Origin of the sequence: Streptomyces viridifaciens, assembly GCF_001888885.2 — a bacterium.
In the GTDB taxonomy this organism is placed as follows: domain Bacteria; phylum Actinomycetota; class Actinomycetes; order Streptomycetales; family Streptomycetaceae; genus Kitasatospora; species Kitasatospora aureofaciens.
Genome location: NZ_CP090840.1, coordinates 456,281 through 480,189, shown reverse-complemented (window position 1 = coordinate 480,189; position 23,909 = coordinate 456,281). Strand labels below are relative to the sequence as shown.

The 23,909-nt window shown below is 68.5% G+C and carries 18 protein-coding genes and 3 pseudogenes; 16 read left to right on the top strand and 5 right to left on the bottom strand.

All coding sequences use genetic code 11. The annotated features are described in order from the left end of the window. Window positions 1-7: 7 nt before the first annotated feature. Window positions 8-643 (top strand): annotated as a pseudogene (locus BOQ63_RS02055) (helix-turn-helix domain-containing protein); the annotation flags it as partial. Next, window positions 528-1,289, top strand: a pseudogene (locus BOQ63_RS02050) (IS630 family transposase); the annotation flags it as partial. The pseudogenes BOQ63_RS02055 and BOQ63_RS02050, both read left to right, overlap by 116 nt. Before the next feature lie 197 nt (window positions 1,290-1,486). Here BOQ63_RS02050 and BOQ63_RS02045 read toward each other — a convergent pair. Continuing rightward, window positions 1,487-2,773 (bottom strand): IS256 family transposase, encoded by a 1,287-nt coding sequence (locus BOQ63_RS02045; protein ID WP_370863245.1) that lies wholly within the window; start codon window positions 2,771-2,773, stop codon window positions 1,487-1,489. Between the two features lie 211 nt (window positions 2,774-2,984). On the opposite strand from BOQ63_RS02045, the gene BOQ63_RS02040 reads away from it, so the two are divergent. Next, window positions 2,985-3,902 (top strand): IS701 family transposase, encoded by a 918-nt coding sequence (locus BOQ63_RS02040; RefSeq protein ID WP_499503322.1) that lies wholly within the window; start codon window positions 2,985-2,987, stop codon window positions 3,900-3,902. Continuing rightward, window positions 3,838-4,206 carry a transposase gene (locus tag BOQ63_RS02035; RefSeq protein ID WP_499503320.1) on the top strand — a complete coding sequence of 123 codons (369 nt, stop codon included), beginning with the start codon at window positions 3,838-3,840 and terminating at the stop codon, window positions 4,204-4,206. The genes BOQ63_RS02040 and BOQ63_RS02035 overlap by 65 nt, the downstream gene beginning before the upstream one ends. A 271-nt stretch (window positions 4,207-4,477) precedes the next feature. Here BOQ63_RS02035 and BOQ63_RS02030 read toward each other — a convergent pair whose 3' ends face one another. Next, complete coding sequence (locus tag BOQ63_RS02030) at window positions 4,478-4,768, bottom strand: tyrosine-type recombinase/integrase (RefSeq protein WP_072653222.1); 291 nt, start codon at window positions 4,766-4,768, stop codon at window positions 4,478-4,480. Window positions 4,769-4,788: 20 nt separating this feature from the next. Further along, a complete protein-coding gene (locus BOQ63_RS02025; RefSeq protein ID WP_454130941.1) occupies window positions 4,789-5,127 on the bottom strand; it encodes a tyrosine-type recombinase/integrase in 339 nt (112 codons plus the stop codon). A 1,070-nt stretch (window positions 5,128-6,197) separates the two neighbouring features. Between BOQ63_RS02025 and BOQ63_RS02020 the strand changes: the two genes are divergently transcribed. The 11 genes from BOQ63_RS02020 to BOQ63_RS01970 all read left to right on the top strand — a co-directional run bounded on the left by BOQ63_RS02020 (window position 6,198) and on the right by BOQ63_RS01970 (window position 21,008). Beyond that, window positions 6,198-8,735 (top strand): lantibiotic dehydratase, encoded by a 2,538-nt coding sequence (locus BOQ63_RS02020; RefSeq protein WP_079183348.1) that lies wholly within the window; start codon window positions 6,198-6,200, stop codon window positions 8,733-8,735. Then, window positions 8,732-9,631 (top strand): PHP domain-containing protein, encoded by a 900-nt coding sequence (locus BOQ63_RS02015; protein ID WP_072653220.1) that lies wholly within the window; start codon window positions 8,732-8,734, stop codon window positions 9,629-9,631. The genes BOQ63_RS02020 and BOQ63_RS02015 overlap by 4 nt, the downstream gene beginning before the upstream one ends. A gap of 337 nt (window positions 9,632-9,968) precedes the next feature. Continuing rightward, the gene (locus tag BOQ63_RS02010; RefSeq protein WP_072653218.1) at window positions 9,969-12,248 is read left to right on the top strand and encodes a lantibiotic dehydratase; all 2,280 of its coding nucleotides are present in this window, start codon (window positions 9,969-9,971) and stop codon (window positions 12,246-12,248) included. After that, a complete protein-coding gene (locus tag BOQ63_RS02005; protein ID WP_072653217.1) occupies window positions 12,245-13,516 on the top strand; it encodes an MFS transporter in 1,272 nt (423 codons plus the stop codon). The genes BOQ63_RS02010 and BOQ63_RS02005 overlap by 4 nt, the downstream gene beginning before the upstream one ends. 26 nt (window positions 13,517-13,542) lie before the next feature. Next, window positions 13,543-14,277 carry a methyltransferase domain-containing protein gene (locus tag BOQ63_RS02000; protein WP_079183346.1) on the top strand — a complete coding sequence of 245 codons (735 nt, stop codon included), beginning with the start codon at window positions 13,543-13,545 and terminating at the stop codon, window positions 14,275-14,277. A gap of 51 nt (window positions 14,278-14,328) precedes the next feature. Next, window positions 14,329-15,402, top strand: coding sequence for a hypothetical protein (locus BOQ63_RS01995; protein ID WP_072653215.1), 1,074 nt, complete (start codon window positions 14,329-14,331; stop codon window positions 15,400-15,402). After that, complete coding sequence (locus tag BOQ63_RS01990) at window positions 15,399-16,343, top strand: phosphotransferase family protein (RefSeq protein ID WP_072653214.1); 945 nt, start codon at window positions 15,399-15,401, stop codon at window positions 16,341-16,343. Before BOQ63_RS01995 ends, BOQ63_RS01990 begins: the two co-directional genes overlap by 4 nt. Window positions 16,344-16,742: 399 nt before the next feature. Further along, complete coding sequence (locus BOQ63_RS01985; RefSeq protein ID WP_454130945.1) at window positions 16,743-17,105, top strand: hypothetical protein; 363 nt, start codon at window positions 16,743-16,745, stop codon at window positions 17,103-17,105. A gap of 269 nt (window positions 17,106-17,374) precedes the next feature. Continuing rightward, a complete protein-coding gene (locus BOQ63_RS01980) occupies window positions 17,375-17,764 on the top strand; it encodes a transposase (RefSeq protein ID WP_454130947.1) in 390 nt (129 codons plus the stop codon). Beyond that, window positions 17,653-18,687: a tyrosine-type recombinase/integrase gene (locus BOQ63_RS01975; protein WP_454130954.1), complete on the top strand. Its 1,035-nt coding sequence runs from the start codon at window positions 17,653-17,655 to the stop codon at window positions 18,685-18,687. Before BOQ63_RS01980 ends, BOQ63_RS01975 begins: the two co-directional genes overlap by 112 nt. 425 nt (window positions 18,688-19,112) lie before the next feature. Then, window positions 19,113-21,008, top strand: coding sequence for a tyrosine-type recombinase/integrase (locus tag BOQ63_RS01970; protein WP_072653826.1), 1,896 nt, complete (start codon window positions 19,113-19,115; stop codon window positions 21,006-21,008). Here BOQ63_RS01970 and BOQ63_RS01965 read toward each other — a convergent pair whose 3' ends face one another. After that, window positions 21,009-21,707 (bottom strand): hypothetical protein, encoded by a 699-nt coding sequence (locus BOQ63_RS01965; RefSeq protein WP_454130951.1) that lies wholly within the window; start codon window positions 21,705-21,707, stop codon window positions 21,009-21,011. Between the two features lie 70 nt (window positions 21,708-21,777). Between BOQ63_RS01965 and BOQ63_RS01960 the strand changes: the two are divergent. Continuing rightward, window positions 21,778-22,380, top strand: a pseudogene (locus BOQ63_RS01960) (IS5 family transposase); the annotation flags it as partial. 196 nt (window positions 22,381-22,576) lie between these two features. Here the strand turns inward: BOQ63_RS01960 and BOQ63_RS01955 are convergent. Continuing rightward, window positions 22,577-23,773: a HEAT repeat domain-containing protein gene (locus tag BOQ63_RS01955; RefSeq protein ID WP_072653210.1), complete on the bottom strand. Its 1,197-nt coding sequence runs from the start codon at window positions 23,771-23,773 to the stop codon at window positions 22,577-22,579. Window positions 23,774-23,909 lie beyond the last annotated feature (136 nt).

Genomic DNA, 23,909 nt, shown 5'->3' with positions numbered 1-23,909 from the left:
CAGACGAATGGACGTCGTCGCACATCCAACCGCCACAACCACCAACCCGGCGAACCTTCCCGGTCAGAGCACTAGTGTCCTGCGCCAGAAGTTAAGCAAGTTAGTTGGTACTGTTTTCCTTGTGGCGCATCGAGGACCTGCTGCTGTAGAGATCGTCCTTTCCCGGGAAGAGCGCGTTGAGCTCGCTCGTCTGGCAGTGTCGCCGGATCGGCGGTCGGGGGAACGGGCCCGGATCATCCTGGCGTGCGCTGACGGGATGTCGAATGCCGGTGCTGCCCAAGCTGTTGGCGTCGCCGTCAAGACGGTGCGCAAGTGGCGCGGGAAGTTCGCCGCTGAGCGCCTGGCCGGGCTCGTGGACGAAGGCCCGATCGGTCGGCCGAAGTCCACGCTTGTCCTGTCCGAGGATGAGCGGGCTCAGCTGACACGGTGGGCAAGGCGGGCGAAGACCGCACAGTTCCTGGCTCTGCGGGCGAAGATCGTGCTGCGATGTGCCGATGGGGTGACCAACAAGCAGGTGGCGGCCGAACTTGGGGTGGACCAGTCCACGGTCGACCGGTGGCGGGCCCGGTTCGTCGACGGGCGGCTGGACGGCTTGCAGGACGAGCCCCGTCCGGGCCGGCCGCCCTCGATCCTGCTCGACCAGGTCGAGGATGTCGTGGTCGCGACGTTGGAGTCGAACTCCGGCAAGGACACGCACTGGTCGCGCCTCCATGGCCAAACGCAGCGGCCTTTCGAAGTCGACCATCGGACGGATCTGGAAGAAGTTCGATCTCAAGCCCCACCTGCAGGACGCCTTCAAGCTGTCCACCGACCCGCAGTTCGTCGACAAGGTCGTCGACGTCGTGGGCCTCTACCACAACCCGCCCGAACGGGCCGTCGTGCTATGCGTCGACGAGAAGAGCCAGATCCAAGCGCTGGACCGCTCCCAGCCCGTGCTGCCGATGATGCCGGGCATGCCCGAGCGACGCACCCACGACTACCTGCGGCACGGCATCACCAGCCTGTTCGCCGCCTTCAACATCGCCGACGGCACCGTCATCGGCGAACTCCATCGCCGCCACCGGGCCATCGAGTTCAGGAAGTTCCTGGTCACCATAGACAAGGCCGTCCCGCGCGAACTCGACGTGCATCTGGTGTGTGACAACTACGCCACCCACAACACCGCCGAGATCCGGACCTGGCTCGCCAAACACCCGCGCTTCCATGTCCACTTCACTCCGACCGGCTCCTCCTGGCTCAACCAGGTCGAGCGCTGGTTCGGCCTGCTGACCGACAAACTCATCCGCCGCGGCGTCCACACCTCCGTCCAGGCCCTGGAGGACGACATCAAGGCCTGGATCACGACCTGGAACGACAACCCCCGGCCCTTCACCTGGACCAAGACCGCCGACGAGATCCTCAAGTCCCTCGCCGACTATCTCGCCAAGATCAATCCGCCTAGCCGACGGGTGTGTCCAGCCAACGGTGTAACTCAGGTTGATTTGTACTACCGGCGGCCGATGGAGAGTCGGCCGTCGAAGGTGATCTCGAAGGCGTTCAGTGCGGCCTTCCAGCGGGTGGTCCAGCGTTTGCGGCCGGCTCCGGTCGGGTCGAGCGCCATGATGGCCATGTAGACGCACTTCAACGCGGCCTGCTCGTTGGGGAAGTGGCCGCGGGCTCGGACGGCCTTGCGGATGCGGGCGTTGACCGACTCGATCGCGTTGGTGGTGCAGACGACCCGGCGGATCTCGGTGTCGAACTGGAGGAAGGGGACGAACTCGGCCCAGGCGTCCGACCACATCTTCACGATCGCCGGATACTTGTCGCCCCAGGCCTCCTGGAACTCCAGGAACCGGTCCTCGGCCGCTTTCGCGGTCGGGGCGGTGTAGACGGGCTTGAGTGCCTTCGAGATCTTGTCCCAGTCCTGGCGAGCTGCGTATCGAAAGGACGCGCGCATCAGGTGGACCACGCAGGTCTGGGTGATGGCCTGCGGCCAGACGGTCTCGATGGCGTCGGGCAGGCCCTTGAGGCCGTCGCAGACGACCATGCACACATCGCCGACGCCGCGATTCTTGATCTCGGTGAGGACGTGGAGCCAGTACTTGGCGCCCTCGCCGCCGTCGCCGGCCCACAGACCGAGGATCTCGCGGGTGCCCTCGACGGTGACCGCGAGCGCGACGTAGATCGGGCGGTTCGCCACCTGACCATCGCGGATCTTCACGTGGACGCAGTCGATGAAGATCACTGGGTAGACCGGGTCCAGGGGCCGGTTCTGCCACTCGGCCATCCCGTCGATCACCTTGTCGGTGATGGTGGAGATGGTCTGCTTGGACACGTTCGCGCCGTAGACCTCGGCCAGGTGGGCGGAGATCTCACCGTGTGTCAGGCCCCGGGCGGACAGGGACAGGACCATGTCGTCCACGCCGGTCAGCCGGCGCTGGCGCTTGCGCACGATCTGCGGCTCGAAGCTGCCCTCCCGATCGCGGGGCACGTCGATCTCGACCGGCCCTACGTCGGTGACCACGGTCTTCGAGCGGGTGCCGTTGCGGGAGTTCCCCGAGCCGGCGCCGGCCGGGTCGTGCTTCTCGTAGCCGAGGTGGTCGGTGATCTCGCCCTCCAGGGCGGCCTCCAGGACGCGTTTGGTGAGCTGCTGCAGGAGCCCGCCCTCGCCGGTCAGTTTGACGCCTCCGGCGCGGGCCCGGTCGACCAACTGCCCGATCAACTGCTCGTCCAGTACGTCCGGCGCGAGCTCGACCGGCCGGACTTCCTCAACCGCCTCCGCGGAGACGATCACGTCGCTCATCAGGTGTTCTCTCTTGATCGGGAGTTACACCGAAGACCGTACAGACCCTAGCCGACCAACAGAGGAATAATTACTTGTGTGACTTCTGGCGCAGGACACTAGTAGGGCTTGGTCAGGTTCGTCTTGGTGTGGCGTGTCCGTTGGTGGGTTGTGTCGTTGAGGGTGTGTGACACCTGGGGAGATGGCTGAGGTCCGGGAGGACTTGGAGGCGTTCACGGCGGAGCTGTTCGAGGCGTTCACCCGCAACGATCAGCGCCGTTGGGGGCAGGTCTATGTGCGTGGGCTGCTGTTGGACGGCGGGCGCAAGTCGGTGGAGCCGATGGCGGCCCGGCTGGGCGAGGACGGCAACCGGCAGGCGCTCGCGCACTTCGTGACCAGTAGTCCGTGGGATCCGGCGCATGTGCGGGCCCGGCTGGCGTGGAGGATGCAGACCGAGTTGAAGCCGACGGCGTTGATCATCGACGACACCGGATTCCTCAAGGACGGCGACGCTTCCGCGTGTGTGTCGAGGCAGTACACCGGCACCGCTGGCAAGGTCACCAACTGCCAGGTAGGTGTCTCGCTGCACCTGGCCACCGACCGTGCCTCAACCGCGATCGACTGGCGGCTGTTCCTCCCCAAGTCCTGGGACCCGGCCTCCGGGAAGGCCGAGCCCGCGAAGGTGGCCCGTCGCGAGCGCTGTCAGATCCCCGCGGACCTGGGCCATGTGGAGAAGTGGCAACTCGCCCTGGACATGGTCGATGAGACCCGTTCCTGGGGCGTTCACGTGCCACTGGTCGTCGCGGACGCCGGCTACGGCGACGCGGTGGCGTTGCGCCTGGGCCTGGGCGAGCGCGCTCTGAACTACGTGGTGGGGATCTCTACCACCCTCAGTGCCCAGCCGGGCTCCGCGCGGCCGTTCACCCCGCCCTACAGTGGGACCGGCCGCCCGCCGGCTGCTCGGTATCCCGATCCGGCGAAGAGCGTGAAGGCCCTGGTGACGGAGGCGGGGCGGAAGGCGGCCAGGCCGGCGCGAAGGCTCCCGCCCGGGCAAGGGCCGCACCGGGTTCAAGCGGATGTACTCGCGGTTCGTCGCACTGCGGATCCGTCCTGCCGGACGCGAGATCCGCGACGCCACTGACGGCGTCGAGCTACGTGAGTGCTGGCTGCTGGCCGAGTGGCCGGCCACAGAGCCCGAGCCGGTGCAGTTCTGGCTCTCCGATCTGCCCGCCGACACCCCGCTGACCACCCTGGTCCGCCTGGCCAAGCTCCGCTGGCGCATCGAACACGACTACCGCGAGATGAAGCAGGCCCTGGGACTGGCCCACTTCGAGGGCCGCACCTTCACCGGCTGGCACCACCACGTCACCCTCGTCGCCCTCGCCCACGCCTTCTGCACCCTGCGGAGGCTGGCCCGGGCCCCAAAAGGAACGGCAGCGGCCTGAGCCTCTACCAGGTCGTCCGCGAGTTACAGACAATCCTCGCCACCTGGGCCGGCCACTGCCCGACCTGCCACCGCGACATACCCACACCCATACGAACCTGACCAAGCCCTACTAGTAAGTCCCAGGCGCCTGACTTGCTCGATCTCCAGGGCCTTGAGCGCTTGCGCTTCAGCGCCGGTCAGGAGCGCTCGACGGTCGTAGCGGGCGTCGAGCGGCCAGGCTCAAACAGCAGCCCGACCGTTGTCCAACGCGGCCGATGAGTTCGTCGCGGTCACCGGCCGTTCACCCTGCCCGGGTGGCCGACGCGGGTGAGCATGTTCACGCGGCAGGAATGGACCTGCTGCGTGCCTCGGTTCAGCTTCTCCGCGAGGTCCCGGCCCGACAGGTGGATGTATGTCATGGTCGACTCGGTGCTGCTGTGACCAGTGAAGGTCGCGATGGCGTGCGGTTGCCACCCCATCCGGGCCAGGTCGGTCAGGCAGAGGTGCCGGGTGCGGAGGTGCCGGGTGGTGTGGGTCGAGAAGCGCGGTAGGTCGGCGGCCAGTGCGACCCGGCGGATCACCTGTGACCAGGTCCACAGACTCAGCGGCTCAGCCCGTGGTTGCGGTGCGACTCCGACAGGAACAGCGGGCGGGCGCGGCTGACCGTGGCTCGGTGCGTGAGGTAGCCGGACAGCAGCACGCCGGTCGGTGCGAAGTAGGGAACCACGCGCTCGCGTCGGGTCTTCGTCGTCTCCGCCCTGATCCGCAGCCTCCGGTGGGCCGGATCGACGTTCTCAGTCCGCAGCGAGCACAGCTCCTCGCCACGCAATGCGGCGTCGTAGGCCAGGGCGAGCATCGCCCGGTTCCGAGCCCGTTCCTGGCGCCGGGCGTCCAGCAGGTCGAGCGACTGCTGTTCGCTTGGGATCCAGGGAAGCTTCACCAGGCGCGCGTGTAGCGACCGCGGCCGACCGGGTTCGACTCCCTCAGCCGCTCTTCGACGAGGTAGTCGTAGAACACCGCGCTTCGCACTTGCTGGCCGGCCTAGTCGACGAGGAGTGGGCGCGCCGATACGGCCGCCTGATTCGTCCGGACAAGAACTGAATCAACAATTTTAAATGAGTAGCAAGTCGATAGATCGCACACCGGGGCATTGTTGGTGAAGTTATGTTTAATTGACATTTGACATGAAACGGACATTGTGGAAATGCCCTGGACGTAGATCAGCATGAGGCGTAGCGTGAAATTGCGCTCGACGAGCGTGACGGTCCCTCTATGTGCAGTTGGGAGAGTGCAATTGCCTGATCAGGTGCAGGAGATCGCAGCGCGGTTGAGGAGCTTGCGAAGGGCGACTTCGAGGTCTCTTTGGTGATGTCTCGCTCGTCACCGTCGGGCGGCGAAGGCAAAGGCTAAAGGGTGCTTGCTCAACCAGCCTGAATGACCTGATCGCGGATGTCGCATGAGCGTTCAGGCTTCCGGTCTCCTTGTATTTGTGCGAGGCGTTCTGCTCTTCACAGAGTGGCGGATGTACAGCGTTTTCGACCTCACTGCTAAATCCAGAAGCGGTAAAAGCGGCGGGTTGGGGGCGATGGTACCGAGAATCAGGCCAGTATCTGCTCGGTCGAACGCTAGATCACCCCGAACCCGATCATTAGCGATATGTGGACTTGCCATCCCCCGGTGAAATGTCGAAAGACGGCGTGAAATTCGAGATAGGGTCGGTCGGATTCATGCTCATCTCTGCAGGTGGTGGTGCGAGAGGGGGCATCTTCGGGCGATGGCCAGTAGGTGAATCTGGCAATCAGGGGTGCGTGTCGGGCCGGATTGTTTTCGCTGGCTTTCGAGTTTCTTATTCTCGAAGATTTGGGGTGGTGGAAGCATGTCTTCGGAATCGGATCTGACATTGGGGGTCTTTAGTGAAAGTTTATTTAGAAGGGTCAATTTGAGTTCCGGAGTGGGCGTTTCACATGGCTTGAGTGACGAGATGTGTCGGGGTGGGTGGTAGGAGTGACCATGTGGGATCTCGCGCCGGTCGGCCTGCTGCGTTATGCGGGCTTTCCGTTCGACCTGTTGAGGCCGCTCGCTGATGAAGCCGCAGCCGAGCAGGCCCAAGCGCTGCTGGGACGTACGCGTGCAGTGGCCGGGCTGGCCCAGCGGGTGAAGGCGGCGTTCCGGGAGTACGGGATCGGGAAGGATGGCGATCTGGCCTCCGATCTGGGCATGCTGCGGGCTGTGCCCGAGGAGAACTGTGTCCTGATCCGGCTCCAGCTCGACGGCGCAGGGCGCGAGGCCCTGGACGCCTACAACCGGGGCGTCACCGAACTGGACGGCGCCTGGAGCGACTTCACCAAGGAGCACGCGGCGCGGCTGGAAGCCGGGCGGAGGTACGTGGTCGACGCCTTCGACGATCCGGCCCTGCGCCAGGTGCTGCTGCTCTCCAACGACGCCGGGTATCGGGAGTTCACGGACTGGCTCGACCACGGCGGCGCCGGATCCGCCGGGCACCGGCGGCGGATGACAGATCTGCTGACGATGTACCTGCAGCGGGTGACGACGAAGAACGAGACCAACTCACACTTCGGGCCGCTGTCCACTGTCCGGGTCACCGCCCGGCCCGGCGGCCTCGCCTGGTCGGAGGGCGGGCTCGAGCGCCGGGCCTTCTTCGCACACTGGGCTGGGGAGGCGCTGGCGGAGGTCTTCAGCGGCCGGCCGGGGCTGCGGGACCTGGTACGGCCCAGGCGGCGCCCGCTGGCCTTCCTGGAGGGCGCCGAGCTGCGGCGGTACGCCTTCCGCACCAGCAGCGGGACGGCGGGAGACTGGCGCTTCCTGCCGGAGGGGGCCGCCGAGCCGACGTCTGAGGAGCGCTGGGTATGGGAGCGCTGCGAGGCTCGGCTGAGCCGGGCCGAGCTGCGTGGCGCTTGGCGCGAGCGCTATCCCCAGGCCGCGGCTGGTGAGTTCGACCGGGTCCTGGACGGTCTGGACCGGGACGGCTGGGTCGTCGCGCGCTGGGAGATCCCGATCGGCGCACCGGACCCGTTGGGCGTGCTGGCCCGATTACTGGACGAGGCCGGTCCAGCTGGCGCGGTCGAACGCGCGCTGGTCGAGCGGCTGAAGCGCGCCCTCGGGCGGTTTGCGAGTGCTTCGCCCGACCGGCGGGCGGCCGCCCTGGAGGAGATCAAGGCCGAGTTCTCGGCGGTGACGGAGCAGTCCGCCAACCGCGCTGGCGGACGGCACTACGCCGACCGCACGGTGGTCTTCGAGGAGGCCTTCGGACCGGTGCGGAACATGACGATCGGCGCCGATGTCGCCGCCACGCTGGGCGCGGAGCTGGCACCGGCGTACGACCTCGCGCTGCTGCCCTCCCGCCGTCGGCTGCGGCGGGAGGGCGAGCTGCTGCGGGACTGGGTGGTGAGCTCGTTCGGTGCGGACACCCCGGTGCCCCTGGAGCGGTTCTATGCCCGGTTCTTCGAGCACAAGCCGGCCCTGGACCGGGCGTGCGAGGAGGTCGACCGCGACGTGCTACGCCTGGAGGCTGAGATCGCCGGGGCGCTGCTTGGCGAGGACGACGGCGGAGAACAGGAGGTCGTGCTCGAGGCCGGTCTGCTGGAGAAGCTGATCGCGCGGGAGCCCGATCCTCTGCCTGCGGTCTGTAACCCTGATGTACTGCTGGCCGCCCGGGACCGCGAGGCGCTGGGTCGGGGCGACTACCTCGCCGTCGTGGGCGAGTGTCACGCGGTCCGGGAGCTGCTGACCCACTCCAGCTTCGCGCCGATGCTCCAGTCCGACGCCCCGGAGCTACTGGAAGAAATCCACCGCCGCTACAGGGCACTGCTGGCCGAGGACGAACTGCTGGTGGATGTGGTGCGCTCCCACCGAGACAAGACCGGCACGGCCCTCAGTCACCCCTGCCCCGACTTCGAGGTCCACGGGTTGTCCAGCAAGCCGCGGGACCGGGTGCTGCACCCGGCACAGTGCCACGTCGTCGTGCGCGGCGGCCGGCTGGAGCTGCGTGCGGAGGGAGTCGCGCAGCGCCTGCGGCTCATGGCGCCGCTGGCCGGGGGGCCCAGCATCCGCCGGGATCCCCTGGTCCCGTTCTCGTTCCCCCGGCACTTCGGCGGCCTCGGGCTGCGCGGGCCGGGCCGCGCGCACCTGCCCAGGATTCGGTACGGCCGGGTGGTGCTCCAGCGGGAACTGTGGCGGATACCGTCCGGTGCCCTGCGCGGCTGGAGCCCGGGCGTCCATCGGGCGGCCGGGGACGCGCCCGAGTTCGCCGCCGCCTGCCGACTGCGCGCCGAGCTGGGTCTTCCGCGCCACGGCTTCGCGAAGATCCCGGGCGAGCCCAAGCCGGTGTTCGTGGACTGGACGTCGCCGCTACTGGTGCGCCAGCTCTTCCGGCTGGCCAGGAAGGCGGAGGGGGCCGTCGAGTTCACGGAGATGCTGCCCGCGCCGGACCAACTGTGGCTCGACGTCGACGGCGGGCGGCGGACCAGCGAGCTGCGCTGCGCAGTCTTCTCCAGAGGCCCGGGGGCAGAGGCCCGGGAGCGTTCATGAGCGCCGCCGACGCCGCCCTGCGGCCCGCCACGGTCGACCTGCACCTGCACAGCCGCGCCTCAGACGGAGACTTTGCCCCGGAGGAGCTCGCACAGCGCGCCGTGGCCGCCGGGGTTGCGGTGGCCTCGTGCACGGACCACGACACCTTCGCCTCTGCCGACGCTTTCCGTGTGGCGTTCGAGGCGCTCGGCGGACGCTGCGTAACCGGTTGTGAGGTGTCCACGAGTTGGCTGGGAATGGAAACGCACCTGCTCGTCTACGGCGCCCCGCACCCCGACTTCGCGCGCCGGGTGCGCCGCATCCACGACGACCACCTCGCCTGTCTACGGCAGCGGGTGGAGGCGGCGCGGGCCATCGGGGTCCCCGTCTCCTGGGCAGAGGTCGAGTCGCTGGTCGGAGCGGACCGGATCCCCTACTTTGGGGAGATCCTGCGCCTGGTGCAGCGCAAGGCGACGGCGGATGAGCGGTTCGCCCACTACACGCCGGACACGCTGCTGGACTTGCAGCGCGACTGGTTTGAGGAAGGCCGTCCGCTGTACGTGCCAGAGCCCGGGTGGCCGCCCCTGCTAGATGTGATCGGCTGGGCCAGGGCTGCGGGGGGCGTGCCCGTGCTCGCCCATCCGGCCCGGGTCCTCGCGCAGCTCCCAGCAGGCCTGGACGCGCTGCCAGGGCTTCGCGATGCCGGCCTCGCCGGCCTGGAGGCCTGGACCACCTGGCACACACGGGCCGAGACCGAGGCTGTGCTGGATCTGTGCGCCCGGCTGCGACTAGTGGCCACCCAGGGCTCGGACTTCCACGGCACCCGGATCAAACCCTGGGCCACCGGCCCGGGACTCGTGCCTGGTGGCGGATCCCCTGACCCGCAGGCCCTGGTGGAGGCGCTGCTCTGTGCGTGATAGCGGCCTGACACCGGCCCACCCCAACCGACTTACCAACACCGAGGAGAACCAACGCATGGTATTGGGCACACCGAACGCGGGTCCCGCGACCTCATGGCGTGTCCTGCCCCTCGCCTTCCTGCGCCAGGCGGGTTTCCCGCTGGTCCTGTTAGACCCTCTGCGGGCACCGGAAGTGGGCCGACGGGCGGCACGGACCGAGGAGGCAGAGGCGGCGGAACGCGCGGCGGCTGGCAGGCTGCGCGCTCTGCTCCACCGAGACGCCCTGGGCGACGCCCACCCAGACATTGCCGGGCGCCTCGGCCAGGGCCGGGAACTCAGGGCACGGCACCTCAGGATGCTGCGCGAACTGGGCCCGGACACGGCGCAGGCCGTAGAGGAGTGGCAGGAGGCCGCACGGCTAAGCCGGGTGGCCGGGCAGGACTTCGCCCGCGCCCACCGCGCCGCGCTGGACGCGGGCCGCTCCGCCGTCCTCGCCGCGTTCGACAACGATGCCCTGCGGCAGATGCTGCTGCTATCTAACGACGCTCAGTACGCCTTCTTCATCGACTGGCTGGACACCCGCAGCGGACCGATCTCGGCAGCCGAGCGCAGCCGGGTCGACACGCTCGCCCGCTACCTGCAGCGGGCCTGCACGAAGAACGAGACCCACTCCCACTTCGGGCCCTTCACCCCAGCCCGGCTCACCGACCGCGGCGAACTGGGCTGGTCCGCAGGCGCCGACACCGTCCGTACGGCTTTCCTGACACACTGGGCGGCCCAGGAACTGGCTCGCACCGCCCTGTCCGACGCGCGGCTGGCCGATCGGGTGCGGCCCAGGCGCCGTCCGCTCACCTTCCTGCGCGACGGCCGCGTGGAGCGCTTCGAGTTCGCCACAGCCGCCGTGTCGGACTTCGGCAACTGGCAGTTCAGGAAGGCGGCGGAGCGCCTCCTGACGCCGGTCGAGGAATGGGTCCTGAGGCACAGCGACGGCGGGAGCGAGCTGCACGACCTGCGCCGACTGTGGTGCGGTCAGTATCTGCGGGAAGGGGCCGACCCCGCCGCGTTTGACGCGGTGGTCGCGGATCTGAAGGCCGACGGCTGGCTGATCACGGAGTTCGAGATACCCAGCGGCACCGTCGACGCCCTCGGCGACCTCCGGGCGGCACTGCCGCAGCACCCGGCCGCCGACGACCTCGTGCGTACCACCGATGAACTCGGCTGCCTGCTGGCTGAGTTCGCGCAGGCCGGTCCCGACGCCAGACCCGTGTTGCTCGACCGGATCAAACGCCGCTTCGAGGAGACCACCGGGCGGTCGGCGAACCGCGGACAGGGCGACATTTACGCCGACCGCAGTGTTCTGTTCGAGGAGTGCCGCAGCGCCCTGCGAGACCTGACTTTCGGCCCCGCGATCACCGACTTCCTCTCCCAGGAGCTGACGCTCGCCTACGAGTTGGCCCTGCTGCTGCCCCGGCTACGGATCCAGCTGGAGAGCGAACTCCTGCACCACTGGTGCCTGAGCCGGTACGGCCCCGGATGCGAGATCCCCCTCAGGACGCTGTACGAGGACTTCTTCGCCGACGTGGCCGAGCTGACCGCCGAGGTCGCGGCCGTCGAGAAGCAATTGGCGGACAAGGCCGCGGAGATCACCGCCGTCCTGCTGCCGCAGAACGCCCGGGGGCACCGAGTGGAGGTCGGCGAGGACGCGGTGCGGGACCTGCTCGCAGGCTGCCGAACCTGGCCCGGCGCAGTGCTCAACCCTGATGTGATGTTCGTGGCGGACGGCGCTGCGGAACTTGCGGCGGGCGACTTCCTGGCGGTCATCGGAGACTGCCACGCCGTCCGTGACCTCCAGACCCATACCAGTATCGCCCCGCTGCTGGCGAAGGAGTTCCCGCAGCTGCCGGAGCTGGTCGCCCGGCAATACGCTGGCATCGTGGCTGAGGACGAGGTCGTGGTCGACATCGTTCGCGAGCACGGCGCCAAGACGTCGGCCCGGGTGGACCTGGGCCTGTCCGACTTCGAGGTGGCCGGCCGCTCGCCAAGGCCACGCGACGAAGTGATCACACCAGAGTCGGTGTTCGTTCGGGTAACCGACCACCGGCTGGAACTGCGCGACGCCTCGCTGTCGGGACGGCTGCGGCTGATGGCCGCGCCGGCCGGCACGCCGAGCATCCTGGGTGACCCGCTCAGCGTGTTCGCCTTCCCCCGGCACTTTGGCGGCGGCGTCCTGCCGGTGCGGCCGCGCTCGCACACCCCCCGGATCACGTGCGGGCGGGTGGTCCTCCAACGGGAGGAGTGGCGTGTCCCCGCCGAGCGGCTCACCGGTGGGCGGCCCGGCGGGGACGATAGCGCCGACTTCGCCGCGGCCCTGCGGCTGCGCGCCGAACTGGAGCTGCCCGCCCAGGTTTTCGCCAAGGTGGCCTCCGAGCCCAAGCCCGTCTACGTGGACTGGGACGCGCCGCTCTTGGTGCGCCAGCTGCTGCGCATGGCGCGCCGGGACGGTGGGCAGGTCACTCTGTCAGAGATGCTGCCCGGCCCGGACGCGCTATGGTTCTCCCCTGACGGGCAGCGGTACACCTGCGAACTGCGGTGCACGGTGTTTTCCCCGGGCGAGAACCCGGGAGCGAGCGCATGAGCACCGGCCTGCGCGGGGGGGTCCGGGGCGGCGCCAAGCGCGGGCTGGGCGCCGGCTTCCGCCGGACCTGGGCCGCCGCCATGATCTCGGCCGTCGGGACGGGCATGCACTTCGCCGCCTTTCCGGTCCTGGCCGCGCAGGTCACCTCGGATCCCGGCCTGCTCTCGCTGGTGACGGTCCTGGGCAGTCTGCCCTGGCTGCTCGTCGCGCTGCCCGCTGGCGTGCTCGTCGACAGGACGGACCCCGGGCGCATCATGGTTGCTGCGGACTTCGGCCGTGCGCTGGCCGTCGTCGCGCTGGTTGCTACGCTGTGGGCGGACGGGCCGAACCTGCCGGTGCTGCTCGTCGTGTCGGCGTTGTTGGGCGTCGGAGAGGTCTTCTTCGAGTGTGCCGCGCAGTCCTTCCTGCCCGCTATCGTCGCCAAGGAGGACCTGGAGTCGGCCAACGGCAGGCTGTTCACCGGGGTGACGGCGGGCCGTGACTTCGTCGGGCAGCTCGTGGGAGGCACGCTCTTCGCGCTGTCCCAGGTCCTTCCGTTCGTGGTGAACCTGCTGTCCTTCGTGGCCTCGGGGTTCCTGATCACGGGTGTGCGCGCCAGGGGCTCCTTGCCGGAGCGGGCCGCCAAGGAGCCCATGGCGGCGCAGATCGCGGCGGGCTGGCGGTTGGTCCTCAGCAGCCGGGTGCTGCGGTCCTTCGCGTTGGCGTCGGCGGTGGTGAACGCCGTCTTTCTTGGCGAGCTGGCCGTTCTCGTGCTGTTCGCTACCCGGGAACTTGGCCTGGCCGGGCGGTACTACGGTGTGCTGCTGACCGCGATGGCGGTGGGGAGCGTCGCGGGCGGCCTGCTCGCCCCACGGCTGGTCCGGCGGCTGGAGCGCCGGGCGGCGCTGGTCGGCGCGCTCGGTGCGATCGGCGCCGCCTCCCTGGTTCTGGGACTGGCCGCCGAACTGTTCTCCGCGTTGGCCGCGTTCGTGCTGATGGGGTTCGCGATGACGGTGTGGAACGTCGTCGTCGTGTCCCTGCGGCAGATGATGGTTCCGGCGGACTTCCTGGGACGCGCCAACAGCGTCTACCGGCTGCTGGGCTGGGGGGCGATGCCGCTGGGCGGCCTGCTGGCGGGAGCTGCCGCCGGTGTCTGGGGGTTGCGGGCGCCCTTCGTCCTGGGCGGTGTGGCCACTGTACTGACCGCCCTGGCCGTCGCCCACGTCCTGCACCGGGAGGCGTTGCCCACCGATACTCGCGAGCGGGGAACCGACGCTCGCGAATCGTGAGAAGAGGAAAGTGATGGGAGATCGACATGGTGTCAAGGACGGTCGTTGCGCCCTTACCAGTGGGGGACGGGATCCACGCCGAATCCGCCCGGTGGACGTTCGGCGGGGACGTCTTCCAGACGTTCGACGAGCATGTGAGCAAGAGTGTCCCGCTCTACCGTGAGGGTCATGAACTCGTTGCCCAGTTGTCCGACTTCTTCGTCCGCCCGGCCGGGCTAGTCCTGGACGTGGGCTGTTCGACCGGCACCCTGATCCGAACCCTGGCGCAGCGTCACCGGGGCAGCGGGGCCAGGTTCCTGGGGGTCGACGTGGAGCCCAGCATGGCGGCGGCGGCCGCGGAGCAGTGCGCGAAGTACCCGGAGATCTCGATCCTGGAGGCGGACGCCGCTGCGATCGAGTTCGACCGGCTGGACTTCGCGACCCTGTACTACACCCTCCAGTTCATGCCGCGGGAACGGCGCAGGGCCCTGCTGGCCTCCCTGTGTTCCGCGCTCCCGGAGGGAGGCGCCGTCGTGGTGTTCGAGAAAGTACGGTCTGCCACCCCGATGCTGCAGGATCTCATGCAGCAGACGTACCAGGAATTCAAGGTGAACCAGGGGTACACCCCGGACGAGATACTCGGAAAGTCCCGGAGCCTGAAGGGGGTCCTGGACTGTCTCACCAGTGAAGAGAACGTGGAGATGCTCCGCGGGGCCGGGTTCAGCCAGGTCATGTCGATGCAGAAGTACATCTGCTTTGAGGGGTTCCTGGCCGTCAAGTAGTGCCAAGCAATGCCAGGCAATGCACGGAGAAGGACTTGAGGAAGGTATCAGGTGAGGTTTCCCGTTACTGAGCAATTGATCGACTGCGCGGCCTTGGGCGACCGGGCCCGGCGGGATCACTCCCTGCCGGCGGTGGCCGCCGAGGGCGCGGCGGCGCTGCGGCGGCACGGGTTTGTCGTCTTCCGGATCGGGGCGCTGCGCTGGAGCGTGGAGGACAGCCGGGACGTGGCGCACCGCCTTGCGTCGCAGCTGCGCGACCGGTTGGTGCGGGACGGAGCCCCCAAAGAGCTTTACCTGGAGGTGGACACGGCGCAGCCCACGCCTGTCCCGGGCGAGCGGCAGGTGCGCACGCTGCTGCCGCACCACGACGGCCAACACTCCTCCTATCTGACGCCGAGCCTCCTCGACGACCCCGACTGGGATCCGGCGCTGCGCACGTTCTCGGACACCGGGTACACCACCACCCACCCGCACAAGTTGTACCAGGGCATCTTCATCGCCAGCCCTGGGGAGGGCCTGAGCGTTACCACGTACTACGACTGGCTGCGCGTCCTCGACGACGTCCGGCGGTCGCGCGGCGACGCGGAGGGTGTGAGCACTCCGCGCTGGCTCGCCCGCAACATCCGCGACTCCTTCGCCGCAGCTCAGCGCCACGGATCCTCCTACCCCACCGTGGCTGGGTTCCTCGGGCTGACCGAGGAAGCGCTGCTGGCGACTCCGCTGCTGCATTGCGAGCGTCCGCTCGCGGATGCGGCCAAGGAGCGCTTCCCGCTGCTGCGTTTGCTCAGTACCCGGTGCCCCTGCGGGGACTGTGAGGGGGAGGTGCGACGGGTGTTCTGCCACGTCACGACCCTGGGGACCGGGCTCAACTGGCGGGAGTTCCGCCAGCGTTATGAGATCATGGCGCCAAGCGAGCGCTTCGATCTGTTGATCGGCGACAACCTGACAATGCACCACGGCGGGCTGGCGGGCGGCCCTGGGCGAGTGATCGAGCCGCTGTGCCTGGTGCTGGACGAGCCGCGGGGCCCGGCCTACGAGGACTGGCTCCACCGCATGTGGCGGCGTACGGCTGGCGAGCACGCGGCCGTCCCCGGCGCCGCAGCGCTCGCGGAGGTCGCCCGGTGACCGAGAAGACGACCACCGGACCGGCCGGGGACCAGGACGTCACGGACGGGCTCGCCGAACTGGCGGCGTCGCTCGGCTACACTCCGCCCGCGGTTCTTAGCAGCGGCGTGGAGTTCCTCGTCTACCGGGCAAGCCCGACGGCCGGGACGGCGCGCAAGGACGTGGTCCTGCGAGTGCCGCGCGCTCGCACGTTCAACACCGCGAACAACGTCGGCGTCGGCGCGCACGCCCTGCTGGAGCAGGAGCTCCGACTCACCCAGTGGCTGGCCGCGGACGGCTTCCCCGTCGCCCGGGCACTGGGCATCGAGCACACCCGGACCGGCACACCGGTGCTGGTCTCGTCCTTCGTGGACTCTGACCCCCAGGCGCCGGACTGGTCCGAGGTCGGGGCACTGTTCGCCAGTCTGCATGAGAAGCCGGTCCCGGACATCGCGCCCGTCGTCCAGTACGGCCAGTCGGTTCCCGAACTGCTCGCGCAACGACTGCCCGACCGGTTCGCCCGGCTGCTGGCCCTGCGCCCGGACCTGGGCGAACTGCCCGAACGTTCGTCGATTACTGCCCGGCTCGCCGAGACCCCGGTCCGGCCCGCACTGCTCCACCTGGACCTGCGTCGGCAGAACCTGCTGTGCAGCCGCGGGCGGATCGCCGCGCTGATCGACTGGTCCAACGTGCTGATCGGGGATCCCGCGATGGAACTGGCGCGTTTGTCCGAATATGCGCTGATCCGGGAGAACGGCTTGGACGAGCAAGCCATTCGCCGGGGGTACGAAGCTGCGGGAGGAAGTCTGGCCGTCACCTCTGCGGCCGACGCACTCTACCGGCTGGACACGGCGGTGATGCTCGCCCTGGTCTTCAACTCGGTGGCACCGGATCCCCGCCTCGGGCCGGTCCAGACGGCACGGGTGGTCGAACTTCTGCAGATCCTCAACGACGTGTGGTGACGGATCCGGGGTGAGGCCCGCCACTGGGCCTTAGTGGCTGTTGTCGTTCCGATCTTGGGCGGCGCTGATCGAACGGGAGTCTCGATCGGGCGGCTTCGGCGGGTGCGATGCCTGGCGACAGGGCCTCGGTCAGCAGCAGATCTGGGCCGAGCTGGGGCACGATCACATCGCCAGGCGGTAACTATAGTTGTCATCCCTGAGGTCGTGAACTATAGTTGTCGCATGATGCTGCCTGAGATCACCCGAGAAGAAGCAGGTAGAACTCGACAAGGCCCTGTATGACGCCTTGAACCCATTGGCCTCGGCCATTCGCTCTCGAGAGACCGGGCTTTCCGCGGACCGCATGTGGGACGCGGACCCGTAGCGGTGGCTCTGTCGGTCCTTGCCGCTTGGAGAACGGTGGACGCGGAGGTCAAGCGACTGACCGCGAACGCGGCAGCGACGGCCGGCTCCTACGGGGCAAGTTACGAGCAGTTGGGAGCCGTGTGGGGCATCACCCGCCAGGGCGCCCGCAAGAAGTGGCCCGACGCCATCACCCGCCCGGCGCTTGTGACAGTGCGCCCGACCAACCTTGAAATCTTCGGTGGGACTGCCGAACTGGTCCAGGCGCCATCCGGCGGCTGGAGCTGGACGGGCGAGGGCGCCGACGGAGCATTCGGTGCGGCCGACGACGGGGCGTTCTACGCGACCGCGGAGGAAGCCGCAGCCCATGCGGGCGCATTCCTCAAGGAGCATGCAGCTGACACTGCCGGCCAGCCCTGAGCGACTGGTATCGCTCCGATCTTGAGGGGTGCCGGTCGAACGGGAGACTCGATCGGGTGACTGCGGCGGCAGCCGTGCATGAGAGCAGGGCCTCTTGGTAGCTCACATGGTGTCGAAGCCAACGAGCGCTCCAGGAGGCCCTGTTGTCGCATTTGTACGGCATCGCCGGGGCGGAGTCCACTTCGGCCACTCTTGCGTGTGACTGTCTGGCTCACCGGTTCGGGAACGCCGGCGACCGCGGGGTCCGCGAGCGCCGGTATCCGTCGGACATGTCGGATGCGGAGTGGGCGGTAGTGAGGCCACTGCTGCCGGTGCCGGGCTGGCTGCGCGGGCGGGGCGGGCAGCCGGAGGCGTACTGCCACCGCGCGATGTTGGACGCGGTCCGTTACCTGGTCGACAACGGAACGAAGTGGCGGGCCATGCCGGCCGACTTCCTACAAGTTACGTGGAATCTGGTGCCGCAGGATTCGTCTCGTATCCTGCGGCGTTCCCACGTACTTGAGGAGATCTGTTGGGCAGCGCGGTGGTGCTGGAGGAGAAGTGGCCGGTGCTGGGCCGGCACGAGCGGGCGGCCGAGTGGTTGCAGGTGTGGACGGATCTGGGGCGGGCTCCGCGGACGATCGACGCGTATGCGCGGGGTCTGGCCGAGTACCTGCTGATATGTGAGCGGGACGGCGTCGAGCCGGTCGTGGCGAACCGGCTGCAGGTGGCCGCGTTCGTGAAGGACCTGTCCACCCGGCCGAGCCGTCGGGGAAGCAATGTGGTCGCGTTGGACTCCGGGGTGGGCCTGGCGAACGCGACGTTGCAGCAGCGGCTGGTGCCGGTGCGGTTGTTCTACGACTACCTCATCGAGGAGGGACTGCGGGAGTCCAACCCGGTGGGCCGCGGCCGCTACACGCCGGGCCGCCAGTTCGGGGGCCATCAGCGGGGACTGGTGCCGCGGTTGACGAAGCTGCCGTGGATCCCGAGCGAACAGCAGTGGCTGGACCTGCTGGACGTCGTGCGGGAGGAGCCGGTGCGCAACCGCGTCATGCTCGCGCTGGCCTACGACGCGGCCCTGCGGCGTGAGGAGCTGTGTTCCCTGCGGACCGACGACCTCGACCCCGCGCACCGGACCCTGCGGGTCCGCGCGGAGACGACCAAGACCCGGCGTGAGCGCGTCGTTCCGTACTCGGCGGCGACCGGGATCCTGCTGTCGGGTTACCTCGCGCACCGGGCCACGATCAGCCGGGCCCGCGGTCCGCTGTTCCTGTCGGAGTCGCGCCGCAACTTCGGCCAGCCGCTGACCCTGTGGACCTGGTCCAAGGTGATCCGACGCGTCGCCCTCGCCGCTGACCTGCCGCGCTTCTCGACGCACACCACTCGGCACCTGTGCTTGACCGACCTGGCGAGGATGGGCTGGGAACTGCACGCCATCGCCACGTTCGCCGGGCACCGCAGCACCGAGTCGACGCTGACCTACATCCATCTGTCCGGTCGGGATTTGGCGGAGAAGCTGAACCGCGGCATGCAGCAGATCCACTCCTGGCGCGTGGACATGCTCACCCGGACCATCCAGGCGGCAGGGACGGTCGCCGAGTGACGACCCACTCGAACCCAGCGAGCGCACCTCGGACCGGTACTCCGAACTGGGCAGGGCAGACCGACCTCGACCGCTACGACCGGCGCGGCCTGCTGACCGCGGCCGAGGTGGAAGCACTGAGCAACTTCAGCATCGATCGGCTCCGCCGTCACGGCCTGGCCACAGACCTGGAGCCTCTGCGGCCGGTCGCCCGGCTGGTGCGGCCCCTGGCTGATGTCCTCGCTGACCTGAACTGGCCGGCGGAGGACCGCCATCAGCGGCGGTTTGCGCGGGATGCGGCAGGAGTCGTGCTGCTTCGCTGCGGTGAGCTCCGCCGGGCCTTCTGGGGCTGGTCGGTGCAGGAGTGGGCGGACCTGATCAACGCGGACGGCGCCGAGTTCCGGCGCTCCTGGGGAGGGCAGATCGGCCCCAATGCCCGGCCGTTCCTGATCGCCTACGCATACCTGCTCGGTGAGTTCACGGCCTTCGAGCGGCTCGGCCGGTTCGTGCGGCCGAGCCTGGCCCGCCGGGTCTTCGGGGCCGGGCCCGTGGACGCGGCCGTCGAGCAGGTCTGCACAGTGCTGGCCGACTGGGGGTATCGCCGCGACGCCCAGAAGCTCGAGGCTGTGATCTGCCAAGTGCTGCTGTTGAACCGCAGCCCACGCCTGGAGGACCTGTCCACCGAGGCCCTGACCGACCTGCGGGCGAGCCCGGCGATGGGCGGCCAGTGGGGCAAGGACCTGCACGGCGTCCACCGGGCGGTTGCGGCGCTCGGCCACGCGGACCCACCGGCGTCGAGCCACGACGCCGGGCCAGCCGTGATGGTGGGAGTGCCGGGCGAATGGATCGCCTGGGTCGAGCGGTGGTACGCGACCTCGACGCTGACACCGAAGATCCGCAGGGGCTACCGCAGCGTGCTCGCCAAGATCGGCCGATGGCTGGCTGCTGAGCACCCCGAGGTCACCGAACCAGGTCAGTGGACCCGTCAGACCTGCGCGTCCTGGGTCGCGACGGTGGACCGGATGGCCGTCGGCGACTTCTCCCAATGGACGCACGGCATGCGCTCGCAAGGCCGCATCGGCAAACCGCTCACCGCGCAGTCGAAGTCCGGTTACCTCAAGGTGCCCCGCGCGTTCTTCCGCGACCTGCACGAATGGGAGTTGATCCCGCGCCGCTTCGACCCGGCCCACGCCCTGCGGACCCCGCGAAGCGTCCGCGCGTTGATGGGACCGGACCCGCGGGTGATCGCTGACGACATCTGGGCGAAGCTGCTGTGGGCCGGCCTGAACGTGGAAGCCGGTGACCTGCCGACCTCGGACGGCCGCACTTACCCGGTCGAGCTGATCCGGGCCATCACCTTGACCTGGCTCTTCGCCGGCCAGCGCAGTGACGAGATCGCCCGGCTACGGGTGGGCTGCATCCGCTGGCAGTACGACGGCCTGCCCATCCCCGGCGACTCGGGCGAGGTCCTGGCCCGCGACGCGGTCTGCCTGCTGGACGTCCCCACTCACAAGACCGGCACCGCGTTCACCAAGCCCGTCGACCCGCTCCTTGGCAAGGCCATCGAAGCGTGGCAGGCCGTCAGACCCGCCCAACCGCAGATGCTCGACCACAAGACCAGCGAGTTGGCCGACTTCCTGTTCGCTCACCGCGCCCGCCGGGTCGCCAAGCACTACATCAACACGGCAATCATCCCCATGCTCTGCCGCAAGGCCGGCGTCCCCACCGCCGACGTCCGCGGCAACATCACCAGCCACCGGGCCCGGTCCACGATCGCCAGCCAGCTCTACAACGCCAAGGAGCCCATGACGCTGTTCGAGCTGCAGGAATGGCTCGGTCACCGAACCCCGGAAGCGACCGCCCACTACGCGAAGATCACCCCGAATACCCTGGCCAGGGCCTACAACGACGCCGGATACTTCGCCCGCAACGTCCGCACCATCGAAGTCCTCGTGGACCGAGACGCCGTCGCCTCCGGCGCCGCCGCGACCGGCGAGCCCTGGCAGTACTACGACCTGGGCCACGGCTGGTGCACCTACACCTTCTTCGAGCAGTGCCAGCACCGGATGGCCTGCGCGCGCTGCGACTTCTACACCCCGAAGACCTCCAGCAAGGGTCAACTGCTGGAGGCGAAGGAGAACCTCCAGAAGATGCTGGCCAACATCCCCCTCACCGAAGACGAACGCGCCGCTGTCGACGACGGCCAGGCCACCCTGGACCAGCTCCTGGAACGACTCACCGACGTCCCCACCCCCGCCGGACCGACACCACGCCAGCTCGGCACCTTGGCCACCGCAACCCTGCTGCCGATCGTCGAGGTGAGAAACGGGCCTACCCCGTGATCACGCGGTTCCGGGGTCAGCTTCCGGCCCCGGAACCGGATATCCGATCTGCCTCAGATCCTCGGCAAGGTCAGCGAGGCTCACGTCCGGATTCATCGCCGATACGACGCTCTGGGTGAGGGGCTGCAGCTCATAGACGTGGCGGATGGCCTCGATGTCCACAGTGACCTCGTAGTACTCCTCCGCGAACTGCTGATACGCCTCGGGGCGGCCATCCACCAAGACATCGAACAACCACTCTGCACTGCCGCCGTCCTCCACACCTGCAGGCAGGGCCTCGACGCTCCCGGCCCTCCATAGGGAGTCTGCCTGTTCACGCCAGAAGCACACGGTCACCCGCGGCATCCCGTCGTGCCCGCTGAACGCCGGCTCCGAGACGTTGTGGACAAACGCCTCCGGCACCCCGTCGAACAGCCCTGGCCACGGAACCGGAGGCGTGACCCGGTACGGGCTCATGGGCGACTCGTGGTCGAAGCCGCGGGCATACGTACCCGCCAGAGAGAAGACGATCGAGTAGTCATTGCCGCACCCGTCACGCATGGAGGCCATCTCCTCGGTCGGCGACCACCGTGAGTCGAACGAGTAGAACCGGGACTCCCAGTCCGGGCTCATGATGGCGTCGAGGACGGCCATGGCTCGGGAGCGGTCGCGAACGATCGAGATCTCCGGCAGCTGACGGATGAGTTCATTGACAGACACAGCTCTATCCAAGCTGATCCCACTGACAACACTCCCACCGCCCGCTTGACATCGCGGATTCCACATAACGCCCTGGCGGACCGTTTTCGGGTTCATGGCGCGTTGGGCGGCGGCCGGTGTGATCGGGCAGCTCCGCGACCAGCTCCGCGCCCGGGTCCGCCGCGACATGGGCCGGGCCCCGGGCGCGGTCGCCACGATCATCGACTCGCAGTCGGTGAAGGCCGCCGAGACGGTCGGACGCGACTCGCGCGGCTACGACGCGGCGAAAAAGATCAACGGCAGGAAGCGGCACCTGGTGGTGGACACGACGGGCCTGCCGCTGTTCGTCATGGTCACCCCCGCCGACATGACCGACCGCGACGCCGCGAAGGAGGTGTTGTTCCGCCTCAGGTTGATGCACCCGGAGATCACGATCGTCTGGGCCGACTCCGCCTACGCCGGGCAGCTCGTGACCTGGGCGAAGAAGTACCTGAACCTCACCGTCAAGACGGTCAACCGCCCCAAGGACGCGAAGGGCTTCGTCGTCCTGCCCCGTCGTTGGGTGGTCGAACGGAGTCACGCCTGGGTGATGCACGCGCGCCGTCACGCCCGGGACTACGAACGCCTCGTCCAACACTCCGAGTCGCTGATCACCTGGGCCGCGATCACCCTGATGAGCAGGCGCATTGCCCAGCGGCAGTCCAAGCGGTCAGGACAGCCAGCCTCCCGCGAAGCCCAGCGGGACTGATCGTTCTCACGGTTACCGCCACCACCCAGGCCGGTCCCACCCGCGGCACGTGTCCGGCGACCACTCTGCCACCACCCCGGCCGCCCGTCAGCCGATTCGGCCTCACCGGCACCCGACATCAGATGTCAGCCTGTCGGCTGGCCTAGACACTCCCGACGTATACGCGTAGGTCGGAGCGCCCGGTCGGCACCTTCCACCGGTTCAGAGCGTCCGCTACGTGGTACGGCCAGCCGACGTCGTCCTGGTCGGCGAGGAACCGCACGACCCGCTGCTGCACGTCGCTCAGGTCTCCGAAGGACTGCGGCGGTTCGGTGGGTTCGCCCGGAAAGACCAGCGTGAACAGCCTGTGCGCCGTGTAGTACCTGTCGTGGTACCTCTCGACGCCCGTACAGTCAGCCAGGCCGACAAGCATGGCCTCGACCGCCCGGAGTGTCGTGGCCTCGGACGTCTCGGCCAGGGCCATCACTGCGAGGCTTCTGTAGGAGCCGCTCAGGAAAGTCATGGTCTCGGTCTTCTCCGCCGGCCAGGCGATGACCTGGATCAGCACGTCGACGACGGCCGGGCCTGCGATGCCGAGCCGTGTCAGCGCGAAGGCGGAGGCCCAGCGCAACTCGACGACAGGGCTGTCCAGATAGCCCTGGATGAAGGGGGCGGCCGCCGGATCGCCGAGCAGCCCGAGGGCGACCACGCCCGTCGCCGCGGCGCCGGGCGAGGATTCATCGGCGACGAACGCCTTCAGCAGCGGAATCGACGTCGCCGCGGACTCGGGGAACCATGCGAACAGGTTCGCCGTCTCGGCGCGCAGCTCAGGGCTGTCCGAGGTCAGCAGGACGGCGAGGGCGGGAAGTGTCTCCCGAACGGCGTTGTAGGAGGACACAATCGCTTCGGCGTCGATGAGCACCTGCTCGCAGCTCTCCTTGCGCTGCTTTCGCTGATCGTCGTCCGTGGCTTCGGCGATCCACTGGGCCCAGTCTTCGGCTTCACCTCGCAGGCTTGCCAGGTTGTCGCGGTCCTCCCGAGGGTCGTAGCCGTTCGGCAGATGGTTGTTGTCCAGCCCGATCGCGATGGCGACCAGCAGTTCTACGAACCGGTGCCTGTTGACCAATCTCGGGTCGAGCGCCATCCGCACGAGAAACGGAACGGTGTACACCGCAGCCTGCGATCGCGTGCCCTGGTGCACTATGTGGTTCGCGAGCTGCACACTCGGCGGGTACTGGCCCTCCCAGTCCCCAGCCTGCATCGCCCGGAGGTGTCCGGGGACGTCGTCGGCCTTGCCGTAGGAGTGCTGCAGTTCAGCCCAGGGCACATCGTCCAGGCCGGCAAGAGGGTCGCTAGTCACAGCAGTAGATCCTGGCACATCAGGAGTTCGACTTCGGCTTCTAGCCTGCCTCAGAGGCTGACCCCCTCCTCAGCACCGTGATCCGTTCCTCCAAAGACCTCTGAACCCAACCCCGTTCGATTCCTGACCTGGCCAT

Bases quoted from the DNA above. Each gene is read 5' to 3' on its own strand.
- BOQ63_RS02035 (WP_499503320.1), top strand. From the start codon at position 3,838: ATGTACTCGCGGTTCGTCGCACTGCGGATCCGTCCTGCCGGACGCGAG.
- BOQ63_RS02020 (WP_079183348.1), top strand. From the start codon at position 6,198: ATGTGGGATCTCGCGCCGGTCGGCCTGCTGCGTTATGCGGGCTTTCCG.
- BOQ63_RS02015 (WP_072653220.1), top strand. From the start codon at position 8,732: ATGAGCGCCGCCGACGCCGCCCTGCGGCCCGCCACGGTCGACCTGCAC.
- BOQ63_RS02010 (WP_072653218.1), top strand. From the start codon at position 9,969: ATGCTGCGCGAACTGGGCCCGGACACGGCGCAGGCCGTAGAGGAGTGG.
- BOQ63_RS02005 (WP_072653217.1), top strand. From the start codon at position 12,245: ATGAGCACCGGCCTGCGCGGGGGGGTCCGGGGCGGCGCCAAGCGCGGG.
- BOQ63_RS02000 (WP_079183346.1), top strand. From the start codon at position 13,543: ATGGTGTCAAGGACGGTCGTTGCGCCCTTACCAGTGGGGGACGGGATC.
- BOQ63_RS01980 (WP_454130947.1), top strand. From the start codon at position 17,375: ATGTCGGATGCGGAGTGGGCGGTAGTGAGGCCACTGCTGCCGGTGCCG.